This is a genomic window from uncultured Eudoraea sp., from assembly GCF_947258525.1.
Lineage (GTDB): Bacteria > Bacteroidota > Bacteroidia > Flavobacteriales > Flavobacteriaceae > Eudoraea.
Genome location: NZ_CAMYIP010000216.1, coordinates 2,979 through 26,753, shown reverse-complemented (window position 1 = coordinate 26,753; position 23,775 = coordinate 2,979). Strand labels below are relative to the sequence as shown.

General features: G+C 38.1%; 18 protein-coding genes and 1 tRNA gene. 2 read left to right on the top strand and 17 right to left on the bottom strand.

Going from position 1 to position 23,775, the window contains the following annotated elements; translation table 11 throughout:
* The 4 genes from Q0X89_RS16765 to Q0X89_RS16750 form a co-directional block, all read right to left on the bottom strand.
* Nucleotides 1-402 (bottom strand): hypothetical protein (locus Q0X89_RS16765; RefSeq protein WP_297696315.1); only part of this gene is annotated, 402 nt, incomplete at its 3' end.
* A gap of 193 nt (nucleotides 403-595) precedes the next feature.
* Nucleotides 596-1,759, bottom strand: a complete 1,164-nt coding sequence (locus Q0X89_RS16760) for a squalene synthase (protein ID WP_297696313.1) — start codon at nucleotides 1,757-1,759, stop codon at nucleotides 596-598.
* A gap of 36 nt (nucleotides 1,760-1,795) precedes the next feature.
* The gene (locus Q0X89_RS16755; protein ID WP_297696312.1) at nucleotides 1,796-2,557 is read right to left on the bottom strand and encodes an outer membrane lipoprotein-sorting protein; all 762 of its coding nucleotides are present in this window, start codon (nucleotides 2,555-2,557) and stop codon (nucleotides 1,796-1,798) included.
* Nucleotides 2,558-2,823: 266 nt separating this feature from the next.
* The gene (locus tag Q0X89_RS16750; RefSeq protein ID WP_297696310.1) at nucleotides 2,824-5,064 is read right to left on the bottom strand and encodes an MMPL family transporter; all 2,241 of its coding nucleotides are present in this window, start codon (nucleotides 5,062-5,064) and stop codon (nucleotides 2,824-2,826) included.
* Between the two features lie 339 nt (nucleotides 5,065-5,403).
* Between Q0X89_RS16750 and Q0X89_RS16745 the strand changes: the two genes are divergently transcribed.
* A tRNA-Arg gene (locus Q0X89_RS16745) sits at nucleotides 5,404-5,477 on the top strand.
* Nucleotides 5,478-5,825: 348 nt separating this feature from the next.
* Here the strand turns inward: Q0X89_RS16745 and Q0X89_RS16740 are convergent.
* Nucleotides 5,826-7,010 (bottom strand): hypothetical protein, encoded by a 1,185-nt coding sequence (locus Q0X89_RS16740; RefSeq protein ID WP_297696308.1) that lies wholly within the window; start codon nucleotides 7,008-7,010, stop codon nucleotides 5,826-5,828.
* A gap of 281 nt (nucleotides 7,011-7,291) precedes the next feature.
* Between Q0X89_RS16740 and Q0X89_RS16735 the strand changes: the two genes are divergently transcribed.
* A complete protein-coding gene (locus Q0X89_RS16735) occupies nucleotides 7,292-8,476 on the top strand; it encodes a cation:proton antiporter (RefSeq protein ID WP_297696306.1) in 1,185 nt (394 codons plus the stop codon).
* A 269-nt stretch (nucleotides 8,477-8,745) separates the two neighbouring features.
* On the opposite strand, the gene Q0X89_RS16730 is transcribed toward Q0X89_RS16735, so the two are convergent.
* From Q0X89_RS16730 to Q0X89_RS16675, 12 genes are all read right to left on the bottom strand, one after another.
* On the bottom strand, nucleotides 8,746-9,447 hold the full coding sequence (locus Q0X89_RS16730; protein ID WP_297696304.1) for a hypothetical protein: 702 nt from the start codon (nucleotides 9,445-9,447) through the stop codon (nucleotides 8,746-8,748).
* 18 nt (nucleotides 9,448-9,465) lie between these two features.
* The gene (gene corA / locus Q0X89_RS16725) at nucleotides 9,466-10,533 is read right to left on the bottom strand and encodes a magnesium/cobalt transporter CorA (protein WP_297696302.1); all 1,068 of its coding nucleotides are present in this window, start codon (nucleotides 10,531-10,533) and stop codon (nucleotides 9,466-9,468) included.
* 93 nt (nucleotides 10,534-10,626) lie between these two features.
* The gene (locus tag Q0X89_RS16720; protein WP_297696300.1) at nucleotides 10,627-11,481 is read right to left on the bottom strand and encodes a mechanosensitive ion channel domain-containing protein; all 855 of its coding nucleotides are present in this window, start codon (nucleotides 11,479-11,481) and stop codon (nucleotides 10,627-10,629) included.
* A gap of 28 nt (nucleotides 11,482-11,509) precedes the next feature.
* Nucleotides 11,510-12,868 (bottom strand): NAD-dependent succinate-semialdehyde dehydrogenase, encoded by a 1,359-nt coding sequence (locus Q0X89_RS16715; protein WP_297696298.1) that lies wholly within the window; start codon nucleotides 12,866-12,868, stop codon nucleotides 11,510-11,512.
* Between the two features lie 77 nt (nucleotides 12,869-12,945).
* Entirely contained in the window at nucleotides 12,946-14,463 is a 1,518-nt protein-coding gene (locus Q0X89_RS16710; protein WP_297696296.1) for a biotin carboxylase, read from the bottom strand.
* Between the two features lie 20 nt (nucleotides 14,464-14,483).
* Nucleotides 14,484-17,225 carry an aminotransferase class I/II-fold pyridoxal phosphate-dependent enzyme gene (locus Q0X89_RS16705; RefSeq protein WP_297696294.1) on the bottom strand — a complete coding sequence of 914 codons (2,742 nt, stop codon included), beginning with the start codon at nucleotides 17,223-17,225 and terminating at the stop codon, nucleotides 14,484-14,486.
* A 3-nt stretch (nucleotides 17,226-17,228) separates the two neighbouring features.
* Nucleotides 17,229-17,639 (bottom strand): VOC family protein, encoded by a 411-nt coding sequence (locus tag Q0X89_RS16700; RefSeq protein WP_297696292.1) that lies wholly within the window; start codon nucleotides 17,637-17,639, stop codon nucleotides 17,229-17,231.
* A gap of 10 nt (nucleotides 17,640-17,649) precedes the next feature.
* Nucleotides 17,650-18,585: a carbon-nitrogen hydrolase family protein gene (locus tag Q0X89_RS16695; protein WP_297696290.1), complete on the bottom strand. Its 936-nt coding sequence runs from the start codon at nucleotides 18,583-18,585 to the stop codon at nucleotides 17,650-17,652.
* 2 nt (nucleotides 18,586-18,587) lie between these two features.
* The gene (locus Q0X89_RS16690; RefSeq protein WP_297696288.1) at nucleotides 18,588-19,901 is read right to left on the bottom strand and encodes an aspartate aminotransferase family protein; all 1,314 of its coding nucleotides are present in this window, start codon (nucleotides 19,899-19,901) and stop codon (nucleotides 18,588-18,590) included.
* Between the two features lie 156 nt (nucleotides 19,902-20,057).
* Complete coding sequence (locus Q0X89_RS16685) at nucleotides 20,058-20,489, bottom strand: PepSY-like domain-containing protein (RefSeq protein WP_297696286.1); 432 nt, start codon at nucleotides 20,487-20,489, stop codon at nucleotides 20,058-20,060.
* A 289-nt stretch (nucleotides 20,490-20,778) separates the two neighbouring features.
* Nucleotides 20,779-21,486 carry a Crp/Fnr family transcriptional regulator gene (locus Q0X89_RS16680; protein WP_297696283.1) on the bottom strand — a complete coding sequence of 236 codons (708 nt, stop codon included), beginning with the start codon at nucleotides 21,484-21,486 and terminating at the stop codon, nucleotides 20,779-20,781.
* A gap of 426 nt (nucleotides 21,487-21,912) precedes the next feature.
* The coding region (locus Q0X89_RS16675) for a T9SS type A sorting domain-containing protein (RefSeq protein ID WP_297696281.1) at nucleotides 21,913-23,775 on the bottom strand (1,863 nt) is incomplete at its 5' end.

Genomic DNA, 23,775 nt, shown 5'->3' with positions numbered 1-23,775 from the left:
AGCTTTAACCATTTCTCCAACTGCGCCTGCCGGAGCTTCCCCTTCCGGAGCTTTACCTTCCCCTTCTAAAACAACAAATGGTTCTGCCAATTCTGCAGAAGTCGGTGCTCGAAACTCTGCCTTTAAATAGGTATAAAAGTCAAAAGTTATTATATCTCCAACCGAAATTTCATCAAACCTTTTAATTTCCGGGCCGGCCGTAATGGTAACCATTTCACCATCGGGTCCTTTGAGGGTAACATCGCGGGTTTCCTTAGCAATATCTGTTACCGTTCCCTGCATGGTTGCAAGACTTAATCTTTCTCTTGGCTCTATTGTACTATCCACTTCCTGTCCCAGTAAAGGAGAAGTTAAGAATGTACAAAAGAATAGAGCAATGGCATAAATTTTAAATGTTTTCATAAAGAGTACGTTTATTTCTATTTTTTACCAGACTATTCCTGGAATTTAGTGTTAAGCGGCAAAAGTAATTTTTTTATTTAGTTTGTTAAAGGATGTAGCCTATTAAATGTGGTAAGTTTTTCAAGTTTGTCAACCATAAAATTCAGTGAAAACTTTTTCTAATATCAAAAAGGCCTAAATCATTTATAAATACCTAGGCAATTTCATGCGATTTGTAGGATTCAGCCAAAGCAAGATCACAATAGTTATTTATTTTCTCTACTAAATCTAAAGTATTTTGAGAATTTGGAAGTCCGTTTGGAATTTTTCCAGCAATTGAAGCTGCCATCTTTTTATAAATTTTAACCACTTCTTCAATGGAACCGGAATTTAAAAATAGTTTAGCTGTCAATCCTTTCCTGATTTTTACATTTTCTGTAAAGACCTTCTGATTATTATAAACTTCCGCCAGTGTTGCAATGGCCATTACCTGGGGTATTGCACAAAATCTGAATGCGCGTTTGTTTCTTAATAGTTTCAGGTAATCCAGGCAGTCTGTGGCATGAGAAAGTGCGTCGTTTACCATATGATTGAGGCACGAAATAGATTCCGTTTTTTCGGGGTTTAAGGAAAAACTTTCAAAGGTGGGTCCGTATAAGGTCCAAACCTCTTCCGGCCAAAAGATTCTGTTTTCGTCCAGGTCCTCTTTATAATCCCTGACAATGTTGGTTTTCTGCAAAAAGAGGCCCATTGAATTTGCAAGCACCTCTTTAGTTTCCAATTCCTTGCTTTCTATTTCGGAGGCAGCAAAAAGCTCAGACAATCCAATTCCCACCAAACCGGCAACGTAATGGCAATAAAGGTTGTAATCATCTATAGACCTTATTTTGGATTCTACAAAGTCTGCCATCCCCTCTCCCATTTTTTTACAGATCCCTGTTATTATTCTTTGGTATTTTTCATCAAGCATTAAAAACACTTCGATTACCTTATCATAATTGGCTAGCAGATCGCGGTATTCTTCTTTGTCTCCTACATTGGTAAGATTCCAACCTTGTTCAAAGTTTTTTGTGTAAAACTCCCGAAGCAGGAGAGTTTTATCGTCCTTAGATAGATCCATATCATCTTCAACAGTATCCAGCCCTCTTAATATGAGATAAAAAAGACAAACAACGTCGTTTATCTCTTCCGGTAACTGCCTTATAACTGCAGCAAATGATCTTGAAACCTTATCAAGGGTATCATAGCAAAAGATAAGGTTATTATTGTTTTTTATATGGCCATTGTTATGTTGACCCATGATTTTCTTACCTCCTAATTTCATCTTTATAAGAGCTGCCATCTCTTCTGGCTTTAAAATAGATTGCTTTATGGACATGATAGATTGTTTTGTATGACTTAAGTCTATTTCTATTTAGTTGACAACTGGTTCAATAGCAAAATTTTCTTCCTTTAAATCTGGCCTGGGGTTAATTTTCAAAATCCTAATTTCATTGTGCTTCGCTTTTTTAACCTCCTTATTGACCATAAACATGGGTTGAGTTTTTCCTTTTAGCTTGCCAATTGCCTGAAAATCAGAATAGGTCGTAATACTTTTTTCTGTTCCGTCCTTATTATAGGCTGTAATTTTTAAAATTCGATACGTATTTTTTTCAATTAAGTACATCGTTTTGCCATTCTCAAGGTCCAAAATATCAATAACCTGTAATTTGTGACAGGATTTACCTTCAAACTCCTCAGTCCCTTTTAATTCGAAACGCAGTTGAGAAGGATCTTTGGACGTATAATTAGAAATAGATACCCCTGAGTTAACCAACGCCATATTTTTAGAAGTTGCCTTCATCTTTCGGATTTTACCATTGGCAGGTGTAAAAATTTCAATTAATCCGGTTTCTTCGGGGTAATCGGTAATAACAATTGTAATCCCTTTTAGTTTAGGAGGATGCTGGACTACAGTTTTGGTCCTTTCTATCCCTTCAGATTTGCCTATAAGAACATTGTATTTCTTTTCTTTAAACTTCCCATTACTTGCAATCTCCTTGATCTCCAAGGACAGTTCCAGGTTTTGAGTCAAAAGCTGATCTGCCGCTTTTTCAAAAATATCCCCGGCATTGTTCTGCCCCATTACGGGCAAAGAAAAGGCTGCGAATAAGACTACAAATTTTAGCTTTAACATAGAGAGCAATATTACCAAATTTTTTAAGGAAAATCCGTACTCTTACCAATATTATATCGAAAAGTTGATTAACCTTCTTTCTGCTTCAAGCTCTTTTTTAAACATTTACTACGTTTTGTAAATATATTTTTAACTCTGTAAATGTGCAATACTCCGAAAGTAGTATTTAAGTAGTATTTCAGGTATGGAGAAAAAAGGTCTTTAATTCCAATAAATTCTCTTTAGATAATACAAGGACCGTTCCATTATGCGTGTATGGTTTTAAATTATTCAAGAAATCTTGGCTTCGTAATAATTACAATAGCGGGAACCAAAAACAATGAACTAATAAGACAGGTTGTAATGGAGATAACAATCAAAGCCCCAAAATACTTTAAAGGGGTGAAGTTGGACAAAATTAGTGGCATAAAGCCGATAATAACCGACAGTGCATTGATGATAATTCCCCTGCCTGAAGTGTTCAGTGTAATGCGTACGGCATTTTTGTGATCATTGCCTTTGGTGCGCTCTGTTTTAAAGCGCCATAAAAAGTGAATAGTATAATCCACTCCTACGCCAATCATAATGGACGATAGCAGGGCAGTGGCGATGTCTAAAGCAATTCCAAATATTCCCATCAATCCAAATAGAACCAATATTGCTATAGTTATTGGTAATCCCGAAAGCAATCCGGCCTTTGGAGAACGAAAAACAAAACTCAAAATGATAAAAATAACCGCCATGGCAAAAATCAATGATTTTATCTGGCCTTTAACGACTATATCTGCCAATTCAATTTCTGTAAGTCCGGCCCCGGCAGCATATTGAACATTTGGATCATCTTTTGTAAGTGTGTTAAGGTTCTTCAGCAATCTTTTATTCGCACTGTTGCTGCCGTCTTTAAGACTTATTAAGATCCTGGCGTTTTCGTAATTGTAATCCAGGAATTGAGAAATATCGTCTTCGTTTCCCCCCAGTGAAAAAATTTCAATTAACTGGTATATCTCATCTGAGGTTTCGGGAATTTCATTATAGCCTTCTTCGGTTGGTTCATAAAATCCTTTACTAAGTTCTTTTACCAGGGAAACCGGTGAACTTACGAGCCCTACGGCAGGGTCTTTTACTAGTTCTTTTTCGTACGATTCCATCCTTTTCAAAACCTCCGGGCTAAGAACATCTCCTGAAAAAAGTAAAGAAATAAACTGAGAGCCTCCAAACTTTTCATTTATCAGTTTTGTGGAACGCCCTACCTCAGAATTGGCCGAAAAATAACTTTCTACATTGGTATCTACTTTTAGGAAAAATACGCCGAGAACACCGATCGCAGTTGCGACAAATGCACTCCCAATAATTTTTTTCGGATGCCCGGTTACCCAATTACCCATCTTTTCGAGCGACCGTTCCAGAACAGGAGTTTTCTTTTTCTCAGCCATGGCGGCACCGCGCTTTGGTTTAAAATATGAGAGCATTGCAGGTAAAAGCCAAAGACTTAACAGCAAGGCAAACCCTATACCAATTGCAGTAAGCACCCCTAATTCTGCAGCAGGCATCATTGTATGGCTAAGAAGGCCCAGTATACCCCCAATGGTAGTGATGCCGGTTATCACTATGGGCTTTTTAAGATCGATATAAATTTTCTTGCAAATTTCTTTCATTGAAAGTTTTTGCTCACTCCTTGCCAAATCCTGGTAATGTGCGATTAAGTGAATCCCATAATCATTGGCTATTGCAATAATCATTATGGGCATAAGAATACTGAATAACGAAATCTTCCATCCTAAAAAGGCCATCAATCCAAATGAGAGAATAATGCTCATAAGAACAATTAGAAAGGGCATAAATACCCCTTTCCATTCGCGAAATGAAAAGTATAACATAAAGACCATGAGAAACATGGCAATGGGAAGCAGCACAACCAAATCATTTATGATATTTCCGGAAATGGAATGCCTTATAAAGGGCAGGCCGCCCAAAAGCGTTTCTTCCTTGCCCGGATTGGCGGCTATTACCTCCTTTATTTCATCAATAATTATATCCGGAGTCTTAGTATTTTTTATCAGTACGAGAGAAACAAGGCTAAAGTCCTCGGAAAAAAATCTGTTGGTCATGCTGTTTAAGGCAATTCTCTTCTTCAGTGCCTCAAAACCGGCCTGATTATCAGGGATTTCCTCAAAGAACGGTGTCATAGACATCATTCCATCCTCGATAGAAATTTCCTGTGCACTAAAAGGAGATATAACTCTATCTAAACCTTCCAGGTTGCTTAAATCTTCGGCAAGAGCTTCCAGTCTGTTTAAAGTTTCCGCATTCACCACATCTTCAGAATTCAGCATTAGCAAAATCATTTCACTTCCGCCGAAAATACTATCCAGTTCTTTTAGGTATACCTTATTTTTAATGGTATCAGGCACATAATCATCTACATTGGCATTTACCTGAAGCCTGGGAATTAAAAGCAATGAAAGCAGGGTAATAACAGTTGCTGCTATCACAATTATGGAACGGTACTTAATAATTTTATCTTGCATTTTTTAAATTAAATCAGGCATTAAAACTAGTTATAAATGTAATTTATTTCTAAAACAAATTCCTGAAATCTACACATTTCTATTATATAAAATTATTCCTTGTGCTTATATGGAAACCTGCGGAATAACTATACCTTGGGTACAATAATTCTTTTTGCCATAGGCTTAGTGCCAACCAGATGCTCCAGACATTATGTATTCTTAAAATATTGGTAGTAATAAGTTTTATTGTAAACAATACATTAGTATATTTGCCCCGCAAAATATTAGCGTATTTTGCAGGGTAGCGTTCACCTTCGCTAAAGCTTCGGTGAACTAGTTGTAAAGACCAAGTTAAAAGGTCGCGTAGCTCAGCTGGATAGAGCATCTGCCTTCTAAGCAGACGGTCACAGGTTCGAATCCTGTCGCGATCACTTAAGAATGAAAAGTCCACATACGTGGGCTTTTTTTATTTGAGTGAGATTTGAACTCGTTCAGGAATCGAAGTGAGAATAAAAAAGAACAAATCTTTGATTTGTAACTTTTCATTTAGACTACGGAGAAGAAAGGATATTCAATCCTGTCGCGATCACTTAAAGCAGAAAGTCCATTACTTGCGTAATGGATTTTTTTATTTTAAGAAATGTCAAAAGCCGCAGGGTTTTGTAAATGTATTGAAATCAAAAAACAACTGCACCAGCAGTTGGCCTTTCTATTTTCACATGAGGTTGCAAGGGAAAACCGAAAGGTAATCCTGTCGCGATCACTCTAAAATTGAATAATTATTCTAAAAGTTCCTGAATACTTGCCGGGGGATTTGTTTCAATCTCCCGCCACTCATCTTCGGAGATAGAAGAGAGATACTTCATCAGAGGGTCAGAAATGGGGATGGTATTATACCTTTTAGCAATATCAATGATCTGATTGATTTGATTAAGATAGGTTTCGGTGATATTAGCACCGCTTTGTGTGGATGCAGCCTCCGAATCTATATAAGCAACTCCTTTTTTGATCAATGGAATATCCATAGATATACACGCCTGAAGCAATTCTATCTGATAAGGAAATGTGTAAATTTTAATAGATGGGAGGATTCTTTCCAAGGCACTGCTTTCAAAAGCCTTAAACGCCCTATTAGTATCCGTAATTCTCTGTGCCAGCTGAGGCAGGAAATGCTGCCAAATTTGGATAAACAAATTACCCCGCAGGTTTCTGCTTCCTCCAATTAAAGAAACCGAATCTTCTTCGCGCCTCGATCCTGCAACAGCTTTTGTTTTTCCATCTACAATATCCCGAACCAATAAACCCAACTGCATAGGGTGAACGGACAAATCTGCATCATTGTCAACTATTATATGAATTCCTTCAGCAGGTGTTTTCAAGGCTTTTTGCATGCCGAACAATGCTGCACCACCTTTCACACTCCTATTAGTGCCGTTTTTATGTGTAATTCCTGCAGGAAGATCAATATCATTCTCATCAATCGCCTTAGCCAGGAAAAACACTTTATGGGGAGATCCCGGATATTCAGACACTATATTTTCAGCCATGACTCCCGATGCATCCGGGCATCCATCATCCACTACAAATACCCGCCCTTTGAACAAGGGATTGATACGCTCAAAATGTTGAATACAAGCAATCTTGGTACGCAAGGAGTTCTCACCATGCGGATGCTGTTCTCTTTTCTGCATTCGTCCCGTTTCCTTATATACCGGATTAATGAGTGTCAGTGTAACCTGCTCATTAAGATTCAGGATTATATTCTCGGATTCAATATATTTTAGCATAGTACGGAAAGCCAAAGCTTCATTGCCATATGAGCGGGCTTTCATGTCGAGTTCTTCAATGGATTCAGCTTGCCCGGCAACCCATTCTTTTACCTTACCGAAGTAAGCATGAGCCATTTTAGTGTTAGTATCGTATGCTTCTCCTATTACAGGACCCTGTTTTATTATTGATTTCATGATGTGAAATTATTGAAATTTGGGAAACCATTGATCCTAAAATTTCGGAAAATTCAAAAAAATGTAGTGATGTATGCACTAATATCTTCCCAAGTTGGCCATACCAATTTCTATTTTCGGATGGATCACAAGATTAGTAAAACTTATGGTAGTTTGGAGTTCCCTAAAGCTTGAAACCGATTAGCTTTAAGCTTATAGTCCTGCAATACACTATTCCAAGTTGGCAGGTGTAAAGTAAAACTTTTCGAGTATTTTGCACAATAAATAGATCTAACTACCAAATGTTGCTTTTTTCAAATTTTGACCCTACAATCGGATTTATATCAATTTTGGCCATACTAATTATGGTGGTAGGATTATTACTTAAAAAAATTAAACAGCCCTATATAATTGGCTATATCCTTGTTGGCGCGCTATTGGGCAAAGATGGTTTAGGATTTATTGAGGATACTACTACAATTAATCATTTGGGGGAAATAGGAATTATTTTGCTACTATTCTTTATAGGCATGGAGATTAGCCTGCCCGAATTTATAAAACAATGGAAAGTAGCTGCCATAGGTACATTTTTGCAAGTTGGGGTAAGCGTATTGATTATATTGGGTGTAGGATATTTTTTTGATTGGAAAATTGAACGTTCTATTATTTTGGGGTTTGTAATAGCCCTTAGTAGTTCTGCGGTCATTATAAAATTACTCGCAGATAAAAACCTGGTTAAGACGCGGGTCGGAAAAAATGTCTTGAGTATTCTTCTTATGCAAGATATTATGATCGTCCCACTTTTAATCGTTACATCCCTGCTTGGCGGAAAGGGTGAGTCTATAGAAAACATTGTGTTTATGCTAGTGGGAGGGTCTATTATTATTGGCACCCTTATTTACATCTACAAAAGAAAGACGATCAGGCTTCCGTTTTCCAAAACCATTGAAAAAGATCACGAGTTGCAGGTTTTTCTTGCCATATTCTTTTGCTTTGGCGGGGCATTGGTTTCATCAATTTTTGGTTTATCCGCAGCTCTTGGAGCATTTGTCGGCGGGATGGTTATGCATGCTTCAAAGGCAACGCATTGGATATATGATACGCTCAATTCATTTAGGATATTATTTGTTGCCATGTTTTTTATAAGCATAGGTTTGCAATTGGATTTTAGCTTTATCTTTAAGAATGCCTGGGCAATATCAATTGTTCTTGTTTCAGTTTATATTACAAATCATTTAGTAAACTCATTAATACTTCGATTGTTCTCTTCTCCCTGGCAAGAAGCTTTTTTAGGAGGTGCTCTCCTGGCACAAATCGGTGAATTGAGTTTTCTGCTTGGTTCTTCTGCTTACAGCCTGGGTATTATAGAAGACTATAGTTATAATTTTACTATAAGTTTGATTTCACTTACCCTGATAATCAGTCCATTTTGGATTTCATTAACGGAAAAATTAGTCATATCCCAAAGATTTAAATCAATAGAGTGATTAAAAAAGGAGACCTCCAATTTTTCGAATTAATATACCCAGGATGATTCAAATGCTACCTATTGAAGCAGGTATTAATAGAAAAGATTAAATAAATAAATGAATATCCCGTTGATGCGGAGTTCACACCGATTGGGCTGCATATTAGCAAGATAATTCCGAAAAGGCGATTGAATTAATAGAAGGATTTGATATTATCCTTTTTGTAAATACTTCTTCCTCAAAATTCATTAAAAAGTTAAGCCCTTTATCTGTTTTAACTTTCGTAATCAACCAGTAGTATTGGACACTTCATCTGCATAGGTGTCCGCTACAAAATCTTCGACATATTTAAAATCATGAAACCAATAGTCTGATGAAATGACTTCCATTAATATTTCATTATCACTGCTGTGTTCCAATTTAAATTGCCAAATAATGTCTATGGCTTCCTTGAATTCTTCCCCGTCGACTTGTTCTTCGAACAATCTATAAATCAATGTGTTCTCCGGCATTCCGGCAACCAATAAACGAATCAAAGCTGCTTCAGTAGAACCATTAAAAACCGTAAACGCGTTCTTGTCTTTAGCTGTAATTTTTACCACAAATTTAATAGCTTCCGGATGAGGAAACTTACCGTTAAATGCCTCATATAGCAATTGATTAACATTAAATAACTCTTCATGCAGAGAGAGGTCTGCATATTCCTCCCACAATTTTTCATTAAGCATTTCATTCGAAAGGTTGTGTATTTGGCCTTTGGACAGTCTATTCCCAAAAGTGTATTCCAACACAATTTTAGCGGCATCTTCGGGTTCGTTATCGGTCAATGACATTAAACTCAATTCTTTAATCTCATTCGCTGCTAATTGGGAGGTATCGCTATAATCCATTAGTTCCAATAAATTCTTGTAATCTTCTTCCGACCAGGAATTTGGTAATTCGCGGATAGTTTTAAAGCTCAGGCGTTCTACTTTTAAGACTGTTTTCATAATTCTCTTTGCATCATTTTAAAACCATTTTCTTTTTTTAAAATAAACCAACATAGCTATTGCCAATACAAGCATTACGCCTAGCATAATAAAGTAGCTGTAAGCATATTGCAGCTCGGGCAGCACTTCAAAATTGGTGCCGTAAATACCTGCAATAAAAGTTAAAGGAATAAAGATGACGGAAAAGATCGTCAAGAATTTCATGATATCATTTAGCTTACTACTGATGGTAGTATGATAAAGGTTTAATTGATCTGTTAAAATTTCCCGATAACTATCAGATGAATCTGTAGCCTGATTAATATTATCTAGTAACTCCTTATAATGAATAAAAGTGCTTTCAAATATTAATTCAGAATCCATTTTTGAAAGGGCCAGAATCATTTCTTTAGCAGGTCTGATATTTCTCCGTAAAAAATTCAATTCTCTTTTAAACATGTTAATCTTTTTAATGACCGATTTGTTGGGCTGATCGCCGCCCAGATTTTCCTCTAGAAGTTCTATTTTCTCACCAAGCACGCTGATAATATAGATATAGTTATCGATAACAATGTCCAGCAATGCGAAAGCCAGATAATCAGTCCAGCCATTTCGAATTCTTTTTTTCTTTTTGCGGATGCGATCCCTTATGGGTTCGAACACATCGCCTCTTTTTTCCTGAAAGGAAATCAAAACCGATTTGGTTAAAATCAAGCTTAGGTTTTCGACTGAAATCAATCCTGTTTTTTCATCCAGTTGTAACATTTTAATGGAAATGAAAATACAATTATCAAATTCATGCACTGTGGGACGTGAATTTGTATTCATTACATTGGCCAAAACCAAATCATCTAATTCAAAAACTTGAGCGATTTCCCTCATCAGAATGGGATTGTGAAGACCGTCAATGTTTAGCCAGGTTACTGTCTTTTTATCCTGGTATTTCTGTATTTCGGCTAATTCATTAAGAGCATTTTCCTCAAATTCTTTAGCATCAAAGTCAATGACCCTAATAGTTACTTCCTCCGATTTCTTTTCGCCCCGGAATAATAGTTCATCCGGAGCCAGCCCAATTTCATGCTTCTTTTTTTTTATAAATCTCGCCATAATCTTCACTTAAATAAAGCAACTGAACTTAAAATATTCTAATACTGTAGTTCAGGAAAATAGCCTTATATGGAATTTATTGAAAGTACTTAATTATTTACTTTTATTAACTTTAACAGCACCAGATTTAACATGCAAATCCATTTGCGGGAACGGTATGGTAATGTGATTTTCAGCAAATTTCTTATTAATTATTCTCCGGATATCACTTTTTACTTTTCCTATTCTAAAACTATTTTTACTAAAAAACAACAGTTGAAAATCCATGGATGAATTGCCAAAATTCACTAGGCGGCCTTCAACCGATTCCATGTTAAAAATATCAGGATGCTCAAAAGCACTTTCTTCTAAGATCCTTATAACCAGATCAACATCACTTCCGTAGGCAACACCAACATCAATTCTGAACCGGGTGTTATTCGACTGGTGACTCCAATTAATTACTTTACTGGTGGTAATCAATGAATTTGGAATTATTATGGAAATATCATCTCTGTTTAGTGCCTTGGAGGTACGCAAGCCAATACTTTGAATTTTCACAACATCACCGTCTATTTCCAGTACATCATCTATTTTAATTGATCTTTCGGAAAGTAGTATGATGCCAGATATCACATCATTAAATGTTTGCTGCAATCCCAATCCAATACCAACCAGTAAAGCGGCAGATCCGGCTAATAACAATGTGACTTTAATACCTATAGTTTCCAAAATAAATCCTATGGCTATTACCCAAACTACATACATTATAATTTGGTACAAGGCATAGATACTCCCTGTATCGAGACTACTAAATTTATACCCGCGAAATACAGCTTTCTTAATTAGCCACAATACTATTTTGGTAATTACTATAATCAACAAAACAGTTATCAATTTTGAGACTTTTAAGGTATAATCCCCTAAAGTGAAAATTTCAAATTCTAAAATATTGTTTAAGATTTCCATTGATTTATTACCTTGAATATTGAACACATCAATCTTTAATATATATGGTTTTTCGATTTATAAACTCCATCATACCATCTTTAGCCAGTTCTCGCCCATATCCGGAATATTTGCTTCCTCCGAAAGGCAACCTTGGATCCGACTTTACCAATTCGTTAATGAAATAAGCCCCATCACTAAGCCTGTCCGCATGCCTAACCGCATTTTCTGTATTTGACGTACATACGGTTACTCCAAGTCCATATCTTGATTTCTCTGAAAGATCAAAGGCATGATCTTTATCTTTAGCCTTAATCATCGCGGCAAGAGGCCCAAAGGTTTCTTCGTCAAAGGCAGCCATACCTGGCTTCACATTACCCAAAATAGTAGGCTCATGATAGCAATAACGCTGATCGCCTCCCAGCAACAACTCAGCTCCTTGCTCTAAAGAGTCTTTAACCTGACGATTAAGCTGATCTGCCAGGTCCTTTCGGGCCAAAGGTCCAACTTGGGTAGTTTCATCCATGGGGTCGCCGGATTTTAGGTCGCGAATGGCCTTAGTAAATTTGGAAACGAATTCATCATAGATGCCTTCTACTAAAATGAAACGTTTTGCAGCAATACAGCTTTGTCCGCAATTGAGCATCCGTGCCGTGATTGCTGTTTTTACTGTTTTATCAATATCTGCGTCTTCCCAAACAATGAAGGCATTGTTTCCGCCAAGTTCCAAAACAGATTTCTTGATATGCCTACCAGCGATTTCAGCTACAGCCGAACCTGCCCCTTCACTTCCTGTAAGCGTTATGGCCTTTACCCCTTCGTGCGCAATAATATGTTCCGTTTGATCGTGATGAACTATAAGGTTTTGAAATACATTTGGTGGAAAACCAGCTTTAATAAAAACTTCCTCTATTTGTTTGGCACAGCCAAATACATTAGGGGCGTGTTTTAACAATCCGGTGTTTCCGGCCGTCAATGTTGGTGCCGCAAACCTGAAAACTTGCCAAAATGGAAAATTCCATGGCATTATGGCGAGAACACTTCCAATAGGGTCATGTCTTACAAAACTCTGTTTAGCATCCGTAGGAATCGTTTCATCGGCAAGGAAAACAGCGGCATTCTCCGCATAGTAATCACAAACCCAGGCACATTTATTCACCTCCGATCGAGATTCCGAGATGGGTTTACCCATTTCCAGCGTAATCATTTTGGCGTATTCTTCAACATTATCACGTAATACCTGACCAGCCTTTTTAATGAGACCTCTCCGCTCGGAAAGAGGTACGCTACGCCAGGATTTAAAGGCGATTTGCGCTTTATTGAGTTTTGCCGTTGTTTCCTCTTTTGTGAGTCCTTTATACGAACCTACCTGTTGATCATTGTAGGGATTTATACTCTTGAATTCCATTGTTTTATGAACTTACCTATTCCAAATAAAAAGATTAGCAAGCATTTACATGCTTATGTTGGAAATGTTTGGAAGATTTATTTTGTGAGGCTGCCAGCTAGCACAATTTTCTCTCGTTTATCTTCCACCAGTTGTGATACATACTTTGAACGTATGGCTTTTATCCAGTCTTTGGCTCTTTTATTTAATTTAAAATCGTCAGTCATCATACGGCCTCTGGAAACCAATATGCCTATATCGGCACCTTCGTACAAATAGTCACCCTTTTTGGATATATGTAAAAAGAAGGCTTCGTTTTCGGTTTCTACAGCCCTTCTGTGGGTATCCATACGGTCGAATTGAATATGACCATTGTCAAACATTTTATAAATCCCGGATTTTGGCGCCTCTGATACATACTCTATAGTGTCGTCGGTATGTTTGATAATTAATTGGCTCCATCCATCAATATTTTCCTGTTTGGCCCATCGATCGTTAATAGCTTTTACACTTAACTTGTAATCAACATCCATCCATTCCAGAATATGAAATATGAAAAGGGGGGCATCAGCCAAGGCAAAAACGGCATGATTTGTAATGGAACTTGCACCTGTAACCCTGGGGTTCAATTCGCCGAGATAAATTTCTCCATTGTCCTGATCAATTAGAAAATCCAGTTCAAAGTATCCTTTGTATCCTTCTTCACGCAATTGATTGCCAAAAAGCTGGGTATATTTTGTCGCTTTTTTTCTAAGTTCAGGTGTAAAAGCATTAGGATAAATCTCGTTGCCGCACCAGCCACCCTTATATGGAGTAAGTTCTTTAAAACCAACCAACTCGGTCATCAAGGGCGCAACTATTGTACCGTGTCTTGTAACGCAAGCTTCAATAGCTGATCCCTTACAATTAATGCGTTTCATTATTTTTACTTCCTTTTCTTTTACAATTTCCTCTTCGTACTTTTTGAATTCCTCTTCATTAGAAATAAAGAAAGTTGTATGACCAGAATCCCCGAAAGGTGTTTGAATAACAAGATCAGTTCCAAGTGCTTTGGAAACCTTACCCATTTGTGCATAGTCGGTAACGCGGGAAAGTACGTAAGGAACACAGGGTACACCCGCTTTTTCGGCAATACGGTTTGTATTTACTTTATTATCCATGAAGGTCCGCATCTTTGCGGTAGGAAACATAACCTGCAATCCTAATTTTTTTGCGAGTTTCTCGGTCTTTTCATCAAACATTAGAAACATAGCTTTACCAGTATTCTTGCCTTTCTTTCTTGTCTTTAAATAGTCCTGAACCTCTGGATGCTGAAGCAAATAGTTATTAATATCTTCAATACATGTAAACTCATCATGGGGAATTTCTTCCTTCGGTGAAAAAACGTTTGGATGCAGACCGTCAAAACATTCGATATGACAGATAAATTTGAAGCCTTTGATCCATTCATCGGCCCCCAACATATTAAAATTAGTGGCACTAATAAAATATATAGGCACCTCGTTTTTATAAAAGAAACGTCTGATGTCGGGAACACCATTGAGTATTTCAGCTGAGGTTTTTTTCTTTACTGGTGTCACTTTTTTCTTTGCAAGAGTTGCTTTTTTCGCGTTCATTTTTTGAATATTTTTTAAGATTATTTATTTTTTCTTACTCCCATTGCCATAGCTCCTATGGATGTAGTGGTTTTATGCCTATCTAAAACGCTTTCTTTGAAGACCCTTAAGCCAAGATCGGAACGGTAACCATGAATTTCGCTAACATCCAGAACAGTAAGGAAATTGATTATTTCCGCGCTAACTACCTGGCCGGGAACAAGCACGGGAAATCCTGGGGGATATGGAATTACAAAAGTTGAAGCAACAAGCGTTTTGCCTTTTTCCATGGCGATCAAACACTCATTTAAAGGCACATATTCGTAATTTTCTTCATTGTAAGCCAGAAAGTAAGCAGCACGCAGGTTACCTCCGGGCACGCCGGGTACTGCCTGAAATGAGTGGTGGAAATAACTGAAATCCGGCAATGGAGGCACTTCCTTAGTTAATGAATGTATTCTTTTTTGACGAATTTCACTTTCTTTATCATTCAATGCTTTGAACTCCTCATCCAATTCATCTGCAATTTTTAGTAAGGCATTTGTTAAATAGGTTACACTACCACGGGTGGTACCTATATTGGTCATAAAGAGCACGGTGTTTCTTGATGTCTTGTTTATCTGGATATTAAATTTATCCATCAGGTACTTATTCTTGAAGGTATCACCATCAACTCCGGTTTTGCCAATAAACAAAGTTATCTTCGTAGGATCCAATACAAATTCATCTTCTTCCCATGCTTCATCCATTCGGTTCCAACCTTCGTTCCTTGTGTAATACTCTTTAAGCCCTGTTTCGCGGTATTTATTCGGGATAAAATCATGTACCGTTAGAATGTCAAAGTATTTGCTCAATTGTGGGTTGTCATTTACTTTGGCCCTTAAGACCATCGCCATTTCAATACTTTTTTCAACCAACTCAAACCCTTCGAGCTGTACCTGGCGTCGACCGACATCTAAAGATGCCAACATCTGGTAATTGGGGGAAGTGGAAGTGTGGGTCATATAAGCTTCCAAAAAGGTATTTTCGCTTTTGCGACGAAAATCCTCGTCCCAGATGTGTATCATGGAGCCTTGTCGAAAGCTACTCAATGTTTTATGGGTACTCTGGGTAGCGTATACCCGTATGCGTACCTTATCTGGATTGGGCAATAAAGAAACATCACCATTATTTAAGCCTTTGACATGAGCCGAATAACGCCTTCTATAAGTACTGCTGTTATATTTTTCGTACAGCTTTTTCGCCGTGAACATTCCAGTACGTTGCTTATAATTATTTGCAAATCCTGCAAAGGCAAACCAGGCCTCATCCCACAAAAATATCATGTCGGGTTTTATGGCCAGAACTTCTTCCATCACACGCTCTACATTATAAACGAGGCCGTCAAAGGTGCAATTGGTGAGTAATAACATCTTGACTTTATCCAGCCTTCCAGCGTCTTTCAATTGTAACAATTTACTTTTAATTTGTTCCAGCGGAACTGCCCCATACATGGAATATTTGTCAATCGGATAGGAATCCAGATAAACCGGATAAGCTCCTGCCAAAACCAATCCATAATGGTGTGATTTATGGCAATCCCTATCGATAAGAACAACATCCCCAGGTTTCACAAGGGCTTGCATCACAATCTTATTTGCAGTAGAAGTCCCGTTGGTCACAAAGTATGTATATTGTGAGCCATAAGCGTCCCGGGCCAATTCCTGTGCTTTTTTGATGGGCCCTGTGGGCTGTAAGAGTGAATCTAATCCCCCAGTAGTCGCAGATGTTTCTGCCAAAAACATATTTCTGCCATAGAAATCTCCAAAATCATTGATCCATCTCGATTTAAAAACCGAATTACCACGAGATATGGGCATGGCATGGAAGACACCGGTAGGCTTACGGCTATAGTCTACTAAGGCTGAGAAGAAAGGCGTGTTATATCGCTCGGAAATTCCGCGCATAATGGTAAGGTGCAGTTCCTGTATATCTTCTGTTTGATAAAATATACGCCTGAAACTTTTTATGGTGCTATCCTTTAGGTGTCCTAAAGAAGTATCTGTAACATAATAGGCATCTAATTCAGGCCTGAATTGTTTAATTAATATGCCAATTATAGGTCCTAAGTCCGTCTCTGACTGAGAAGAGAAATCCAGTTTAGTCACCTGTTGGATATAAGGTTTTATTAGTGGCGCAATTCCTTTTGAATGGTAAGGCGGCGCGTACCGGACAACAACTGCCTGTATATTGTAATTAAAAAGCAACGCAATCATTGCATCCTGAAATGATCGCTCTACAATCACACCATATGTGAATTTGTCATCAGACGTGCGCAGGGTTCTTAAGCTATGCTGCAGATTGGTCTCTTCCTGTTCGGAAATATCGTCTATGAACATTACCTCGAAATGGTTCTTTCGAACGCTATTGTATTGCTCATGTTCCTCAACGGATTCTATACTCTGCTCATCGTAATCCAGAAAGTCGGGATTGCTTTTGAAGCTGTCACCAACCAATTGTTTTGTTGTTTCCGCTACTAAATTTGATAAAGAAGTATGTTCATGCCTTGTAAGGGTATTTTCAAGTTTTCGTATACGCCCTTTACCAGGAGAGGCAAAAAAGCATTCAACCCCTTTTAGATCTTTTATTAACTCTTTAGCTGCTTTTTTGTGCCTTTTTTCATTTGCCGATCCTTTGTGGCATCGCGCCAATTCGGCTGTTTCAATTTTTAGTTTGTTCCAATAATCTACCCTTAATTGACCGATATTATAATAAGGTGCACTTTTTGTTTTAATTTTAATCACAGCTTAATTTTTAGAATGTAGTGCAAGCTTATTTCCCTGGGAATCAATAAAAATGGCAAAGTAGCCAGCTTCTTCATTGATAAGAGTTTTAGGCATCACGATTCGCCCTCCTGCCTCCTCCACTTTATCCAGAACGTTACTCAGGTCTTTACCCCCATTTAAATATATCAAAGGCCCTGTATCACTAGGCACAGAACCTGGCCCCGCGATTACCGCACCACCAATCCCGGTGGTTACAGGAAAAAAGGCCATGGCATTCACATCCGTTATATTTTGCTCCATCTCAATTCCGTAAATGTGATTATAAAAATTGACCGCTTGCTGAAAGTCAATTGCTGGTATTTCAAACCAACTCACATAATCTCTAATCACTGTCTTATTCTTCTTTTTACTTCTTAAAGGTGCGCCGCCCATTTTTTTTGATTTAGTTTGAATTATCTCCTTTGTAATGTACAGATGACCTGGGATGCTCAAGATTGTCTTCCTTGATAATTAGTTCTGTTAATTTGTCCAGTCGGTTAGGTTTTATAAGTGGCCCAAGAGAATCAAGATACGGATGCGGGGCATCTGGCTGGTAGATTTTGAATTGTCCTAAATGGTCTCTGAAACTTTTCAATGGCTGACCCAAACGCAATATTCCCAATTCACGGCTTCTTTTCACCCTTGCTATATTTAATTCAAGCGGAATTATTTCCTCAGTGCCTTCTGACTGGTGTATTACGAGTCCGTCTGGCCCACAAACTATTGATCTTCCGGTGCCGCCTGTATCTAATCCATTAACATCAAAAAAGTAGCATTGATTCACAGAAGCCATGGCCCTCACAATGGAAAGCTCAATATCCCGATCAATAGTGCCCGACATAGTAGGGTGAAGTATAACTTCTGCACCTAATGAGGCCAAAGTCCTAATAGTTTCCGGGAACCACATATCATAACATATAGACACACCAAATCTTCCTACATCCGGTACATCAAACACACAAAATTCCGTTCCGGGGGTCACACCTACTTCGTAAGGATAAAAAGGAAACATTTTACGATAACGCGTCACTATTTCTCCTTTAGGATTTATAACAGTAGCGGTATTGTAAATTTTTCCATTACTCTTTTCGAATATCGAACCGGGAAGCAGCCAAATACCATATTTTTTGGCCATGGCCTGCATTTCCGTTTCAAACGAACAAGGTATTTCCTGAGCTGTGTGGGTGAGTGGGCCGTAGGCACATAATTCACTGAATAGTACCATTTCGATCCATGGGTAAAGGTTCATGGTAATATCAATTTTCAACTTCATCATTTCCACATTGGAAGCGACTGCCGATACTTTCATTTGTACTCCTGCAATTGCAAATGGTCTCATATTTATTTACGTGTTGCTTTTTTAATTTCGTTTTCCAAAATAGTTAATCCTTTATGTAATTGATCGTCAGTAATGACAAGGGGCGACAATATGCGGAGAACATTTTTATAGGTACCTGCACTTAGCATAATTAACCCATTTTCAGCGCAACCTTTAACAATTTCACCACAAACTTCTGAATTGGGTTGTCTTGGGTCCCCGTTTTTCACAAACTCAATCCCAATCATGGCACCGATACCTCTTACATCACCTATTTCAGGACAATCATTCATTAGTTTTTTCATTCGATTCGCAATGATCTCTCCAATTTTATTGGCCTGTTCATTCAAATTGATGGCTTTCATATATTTAATGGTCGCAGAAGCTGCGACACAGCAAATGGGACTGCCAATATAAGTACCTCCTATAGAGCCTGAAGCTGCGGCATCCATTATTTCGGCTTTTCCAACAACAGCTGCAATGGGAAGCCCGGACCCCATTGATTTAGCATACGTACTTATGTCTGGCTGCACCCCATAATGCTGCCAACTGGCCCAATGGCCCGTGCGACAGAATCCGCTTTGAACCTCGTCCATGATCAACATAATGCCATGTTCGTCACAAAAAGCTCTTAGTCCTTCCAGGTATTTTTGTGGTACCGGATTAAACCCGCCTTCACCTTGTATGGGTTCAATAATTACCGCCGCAAGGTTATCTACATCCACAAGGTTAAGTGCGCTTTCATGTAGCCGTTTGAGTTCATCATCTACAAATTTATCCAGGTCCCTCTTTCCGTGATAACGATAAAAATTTGGGAACGGAAGTCTGTATACTTCAGGCGCAAAAGGACCACAATCATATTTATAACTTACTTTGCTTGTTAGTGTCATTGCCATCATTGTACGGCCATGATAAGCTCCGGTGTAGCAAAGGATTGCAGGTTTTTTAGTAGCCTGGCGGGCGATTTTGATGGCATTCTCTACAGCTTCTGCTCCAGTACTCACTAACATGGCTTTGGTTTTTTCCCCATGAGGTAGAATTTCCACCAATTCTTCGCATAATTGTATATATGGCTCGTAGGTAACCACATTAAAACTAGTGTGCAAATACTTCCCTGCTTGCTCGCGGATGGCTTCAACCACAGGTTCCGGGCAATGACCCGCATTTACGACGCCTATACCACCTGCAAAATCAATGAGCTCGCGCCCATCAACATCAATAATGATAGCTCCTTTTGCGTCTTTAACGGTAGCCGTGTTGAATACCCCTACACCATTGGCTACCACATTTTTTCTCCTGCTGAGAAGCTCTTCTGATTTAGTCAATTCTTTTATCATTGTAATTATTTTCGTTTTTTATAAGATAGGCTTAAAAAATATGTTTTAATAACTATTTTTCTTTTTAAATTTAGTAATCATATTTATGAACATCGGTACTCCCTCCACTTTTTTAATTATAGGTTATACAAATACTTTTAGGCAACAGTTCCAGGTTTACAATATTAACTTACCCAATAGTTTTCCTGCAATGTCATATATCAGTTTTAAGGTGTAAATACCATTGCCCCACTGCATTTCGAAAATTACATGCTGAGGGGTCTGTACTTGGTAAATTTGCTGAAGCCCCTCCCTGCTGAATTTTCCTTTTAAGCTTTGTTGTACTTTTTTAGGAATAAATTCTAACGGTACCAGAGTTATGGTTTCCAGCCAATTGCCTTCACTATCATATAAGCTAGTGAATTCCTTTCCTTCTGAGTTAAAATTTACATGCCATTTAAACACCTCTATCTGTTTCCAATGGACAAAAGCAGCTTTGGGATATTTTGATTTAAATGCTATGCATACGGCGGTACCTGGTAGTTCCCGCTTGTTTTTGACAACCCTGTTTTGCAATGAGGTCAGCAGATATTTAAATTTACTATTCAAGTTAGCAGCGTCATTAAGTTAGCACGTATTTTCAATTCTTTTCCTTTTTCCAAATCACCAACAGCAGCGTCTAATAGAATTTCTATGGAGTGATATTTAATTGCATCTAAGAATATTTTAAATATGGCATACATTCTAACAGATACAAATGCTAATTTCAGTTGAAAATATAAAGTTATCCCTTTAAATATGCTTATACAGCTACCTAGGTAGCACTTAGGTTAAATTTACGATACGTGGAAATTGATAAGATAGATAGACATGCGATTGCGGTCTTTCAAAAAAATAATCAAGGAATATATTTTTCTTCGGCAATTGAAAGCAAAAGTTCCAAATTCTTAACGTTGATTTGTTTACGACTTACAGAAATAGCTCCACAACGTTTTAATTCTTGGATATGCCGGCTTACAACTGCTCGAGTAGTACCAATAAGTCCTGCAATCTCTTCGTTGGGAAGATTGTTGATCAATTCCAGTTTACGTGTTTCTCCATTTATGTTTTTAAGAAGTAACCCCGAAAGTCTTACAAGTGTACTATGAAGCGAAACATCAGTGGCAACGTCCATAAGTTGCCGCATTCGATCTCCCAAATAATATAAAATAGCCTTATGCATTACCGGATATTCATTTATCCAGCCGCGCATTTGTTCCATGGATATTTTTAAAACTTCCATTGTGTCTAGAGCTTCCCAATATACATCATGGGGTTTAGTATCAAGTAAAGACAATACATCAAAAACATCTCCCTCAGAAAGAACGAAAACGGTATGCTCTCTTCCTGAACCAGGATTGGATTTAAATACCTTAAGCCTGCCGGAAACAATAAAGTGAAAGGTGGACGAAACCTCCAGACTGCTTTTAAAACTTTTTGCACTCCAATGCTCTGAAATCATTGATTTTAATAGCCTTTGCACCGAATCAGTATCAGCCTCCTTGAAAAAAGGAGAATTCATCAGGGCTTGCAGATATCTAAAAAAGTGTGTGCTTTCGGGATTCATTACAGTTTTACAAAACTAAGCAGAAAATTACAGAAATTTTTATTGGCCGGTGATATACTTATTGCATCTTTATATCCAGGATATCCTCCTAAAAGAATTAGGCTACACAACGTTTATCATTTTGCCATTAATAATTCGTGAAGCTCTGATAAATCAGAAGGCAAGTTCTCTCTGATTTTTTATTGGTCGTCGTTTTACAGGCGCTAGAAGTCTTACTAGCTTGGGACTTTTCCCTTCTAAAATCAATACCAGTTTCTAAATATCCTAAGGTTACAGAATGGAGACATTGAGCAGGTCAAAGGCCCGGACCAACCGCCAACCCAAATCAGTCTCGATCATGTAGAAATCTATAAGGTGTATGTCATTATTTTCTGCGAGAAAACAAAATAATGTCAGCCACAAGAAGAAATGTTTATTCAATTTTGATTAATTAGAGACGACTACTTTAAACCGGGAAGTAGATTCTCCATCCCTGATTTTAATAAAATAAACCCCGTTGCTCAAGGAAGATAGATCCAGAGGTTTTTTACCCTCAAATTGTTTCACCAATTGTCCCGAAATAGAATGAACTGCAATAATACTTTTATCTGAAGTCCCGGGCAGATTCAGTAAGCTGGATGTAGGATTGGGATATGCTATTATTTTATCCGCAAAAGATATTATTTCCAAAAATTCGCCTTCACATGGCAGACTGGATTTTAAACTAACGAGATCGCCATTATTCAAGGGGTAACTAAACTGATTACTATCAAAAGTCCCTTTTAGCTCATTATTTACGGTAAGTACAAAGGGCGGGGTACCTTTATCAATTTCGAAATAGGTTTTAGAGGATAATCCCTGAAATTCTGTCTTTGCGGTAACATCTAAGGGCTGTATTTCCGGGATATTTAAGTCATAGCACTGTTCAAATGCCGGCTCATTTTCTACCCTTAAACACATGGTATACATCCCGGGTGCAAGATTTTCAATTTCAATCTCCCGGTTAAAAGAATATTCCTGGCCATTAATAATGGCAACATAATCATAATACTCCTGGGCATCAATAGAAATGGCCCCGTCATTCAGATCCAGGCAAGTTTCGCCTATTGTTTTGACTAGAAAATTATCTGGTTTTAAGTTAACCAGGCCCTCAAAATATTCTTGAGCTAAACCAAATGCTTCCTTACCAATTTTATCGCCAATTATGCGTCCCGGAATATCATCTATAGGTGGATGAATACCACCCCAAATGCGCGATAAACTGGTCTGGTCTGAAGCATCCCTGTACGTAGCCCATTGCAAGGTTAGGTTCTCACTGGGTCCGCTTTCAAAAACTAAAAAATTATTCTGTTCAATATCAAATATTCCCATTCCTCCAGGAAAATAGGAATCACCTGTAAGCAGGGTAAGTACTTCTGCTGCCGCACGCGAAAAAGTAGAATGGCCGGAAAGATAACCTGCGAAAGGTGGTGTTACAAATGTAGGGCGCTGATAAGGCCACCATTGCGTTCCAAGGATCCAGTCAACTCCAGCGATATCTGTGGATGCATTATTAATAAAATCGGGCCCTTTCCAGGCAAATATTTTAATTTTTCCCACGTTCTCGTCTCCAATTCCCGACAGGGGATCGCCACTTTCAATCAATTCAATTCTCCCCGGAATAAGGGGTAAACCCTGTGGATGATAACCCGGCAGTAAGGCATTGGTACTTTGACCGTTAGAGGCCATATAGCGAATCGCTGAAATTGGCCGGATATAATCGTAATAACCTTTTATTCCCCATGCGTTTACAGCAGCATCATGCATTGCGCCACCAAGAGCTAAATAAGACTTTACATCCCACTCTAAATCGGTTACTACGGAACCTTCACCACCAAATTGTTTTACTGTTTCCGGATGATCACTTACATAATTCAATATCGTAAACCAATGACCGGGAGGGGTTTCTGAATCCGGGCCATCTGCCCAAAATTCGGCAAGTACACGGGCATAATCGGCTCTTTTAACCAGTTGTGGTTCATAAGGTGCCTGTGTAGCGGGATTTAAATTATGCCCCGTGCCTATATCACCTCCTTCCATAAAATTATAAAAGGTCTGATATTCCTCAAATGTTTCAGGGTACAGGGCCATATCTACATTACCCAGAGCACCCGGAGAAATATCCATTAAGGTGGGATCGTCAGGATCTAAGTGAGAAGACCAGGACGCTACCAATGCAAAATGCCATTTATAAGGATCAGTAAAACCATTTTCATTGGAATTGCTGATTCCGGGAGGAGCACCCGGATTATTATAAATATAACTATCAAA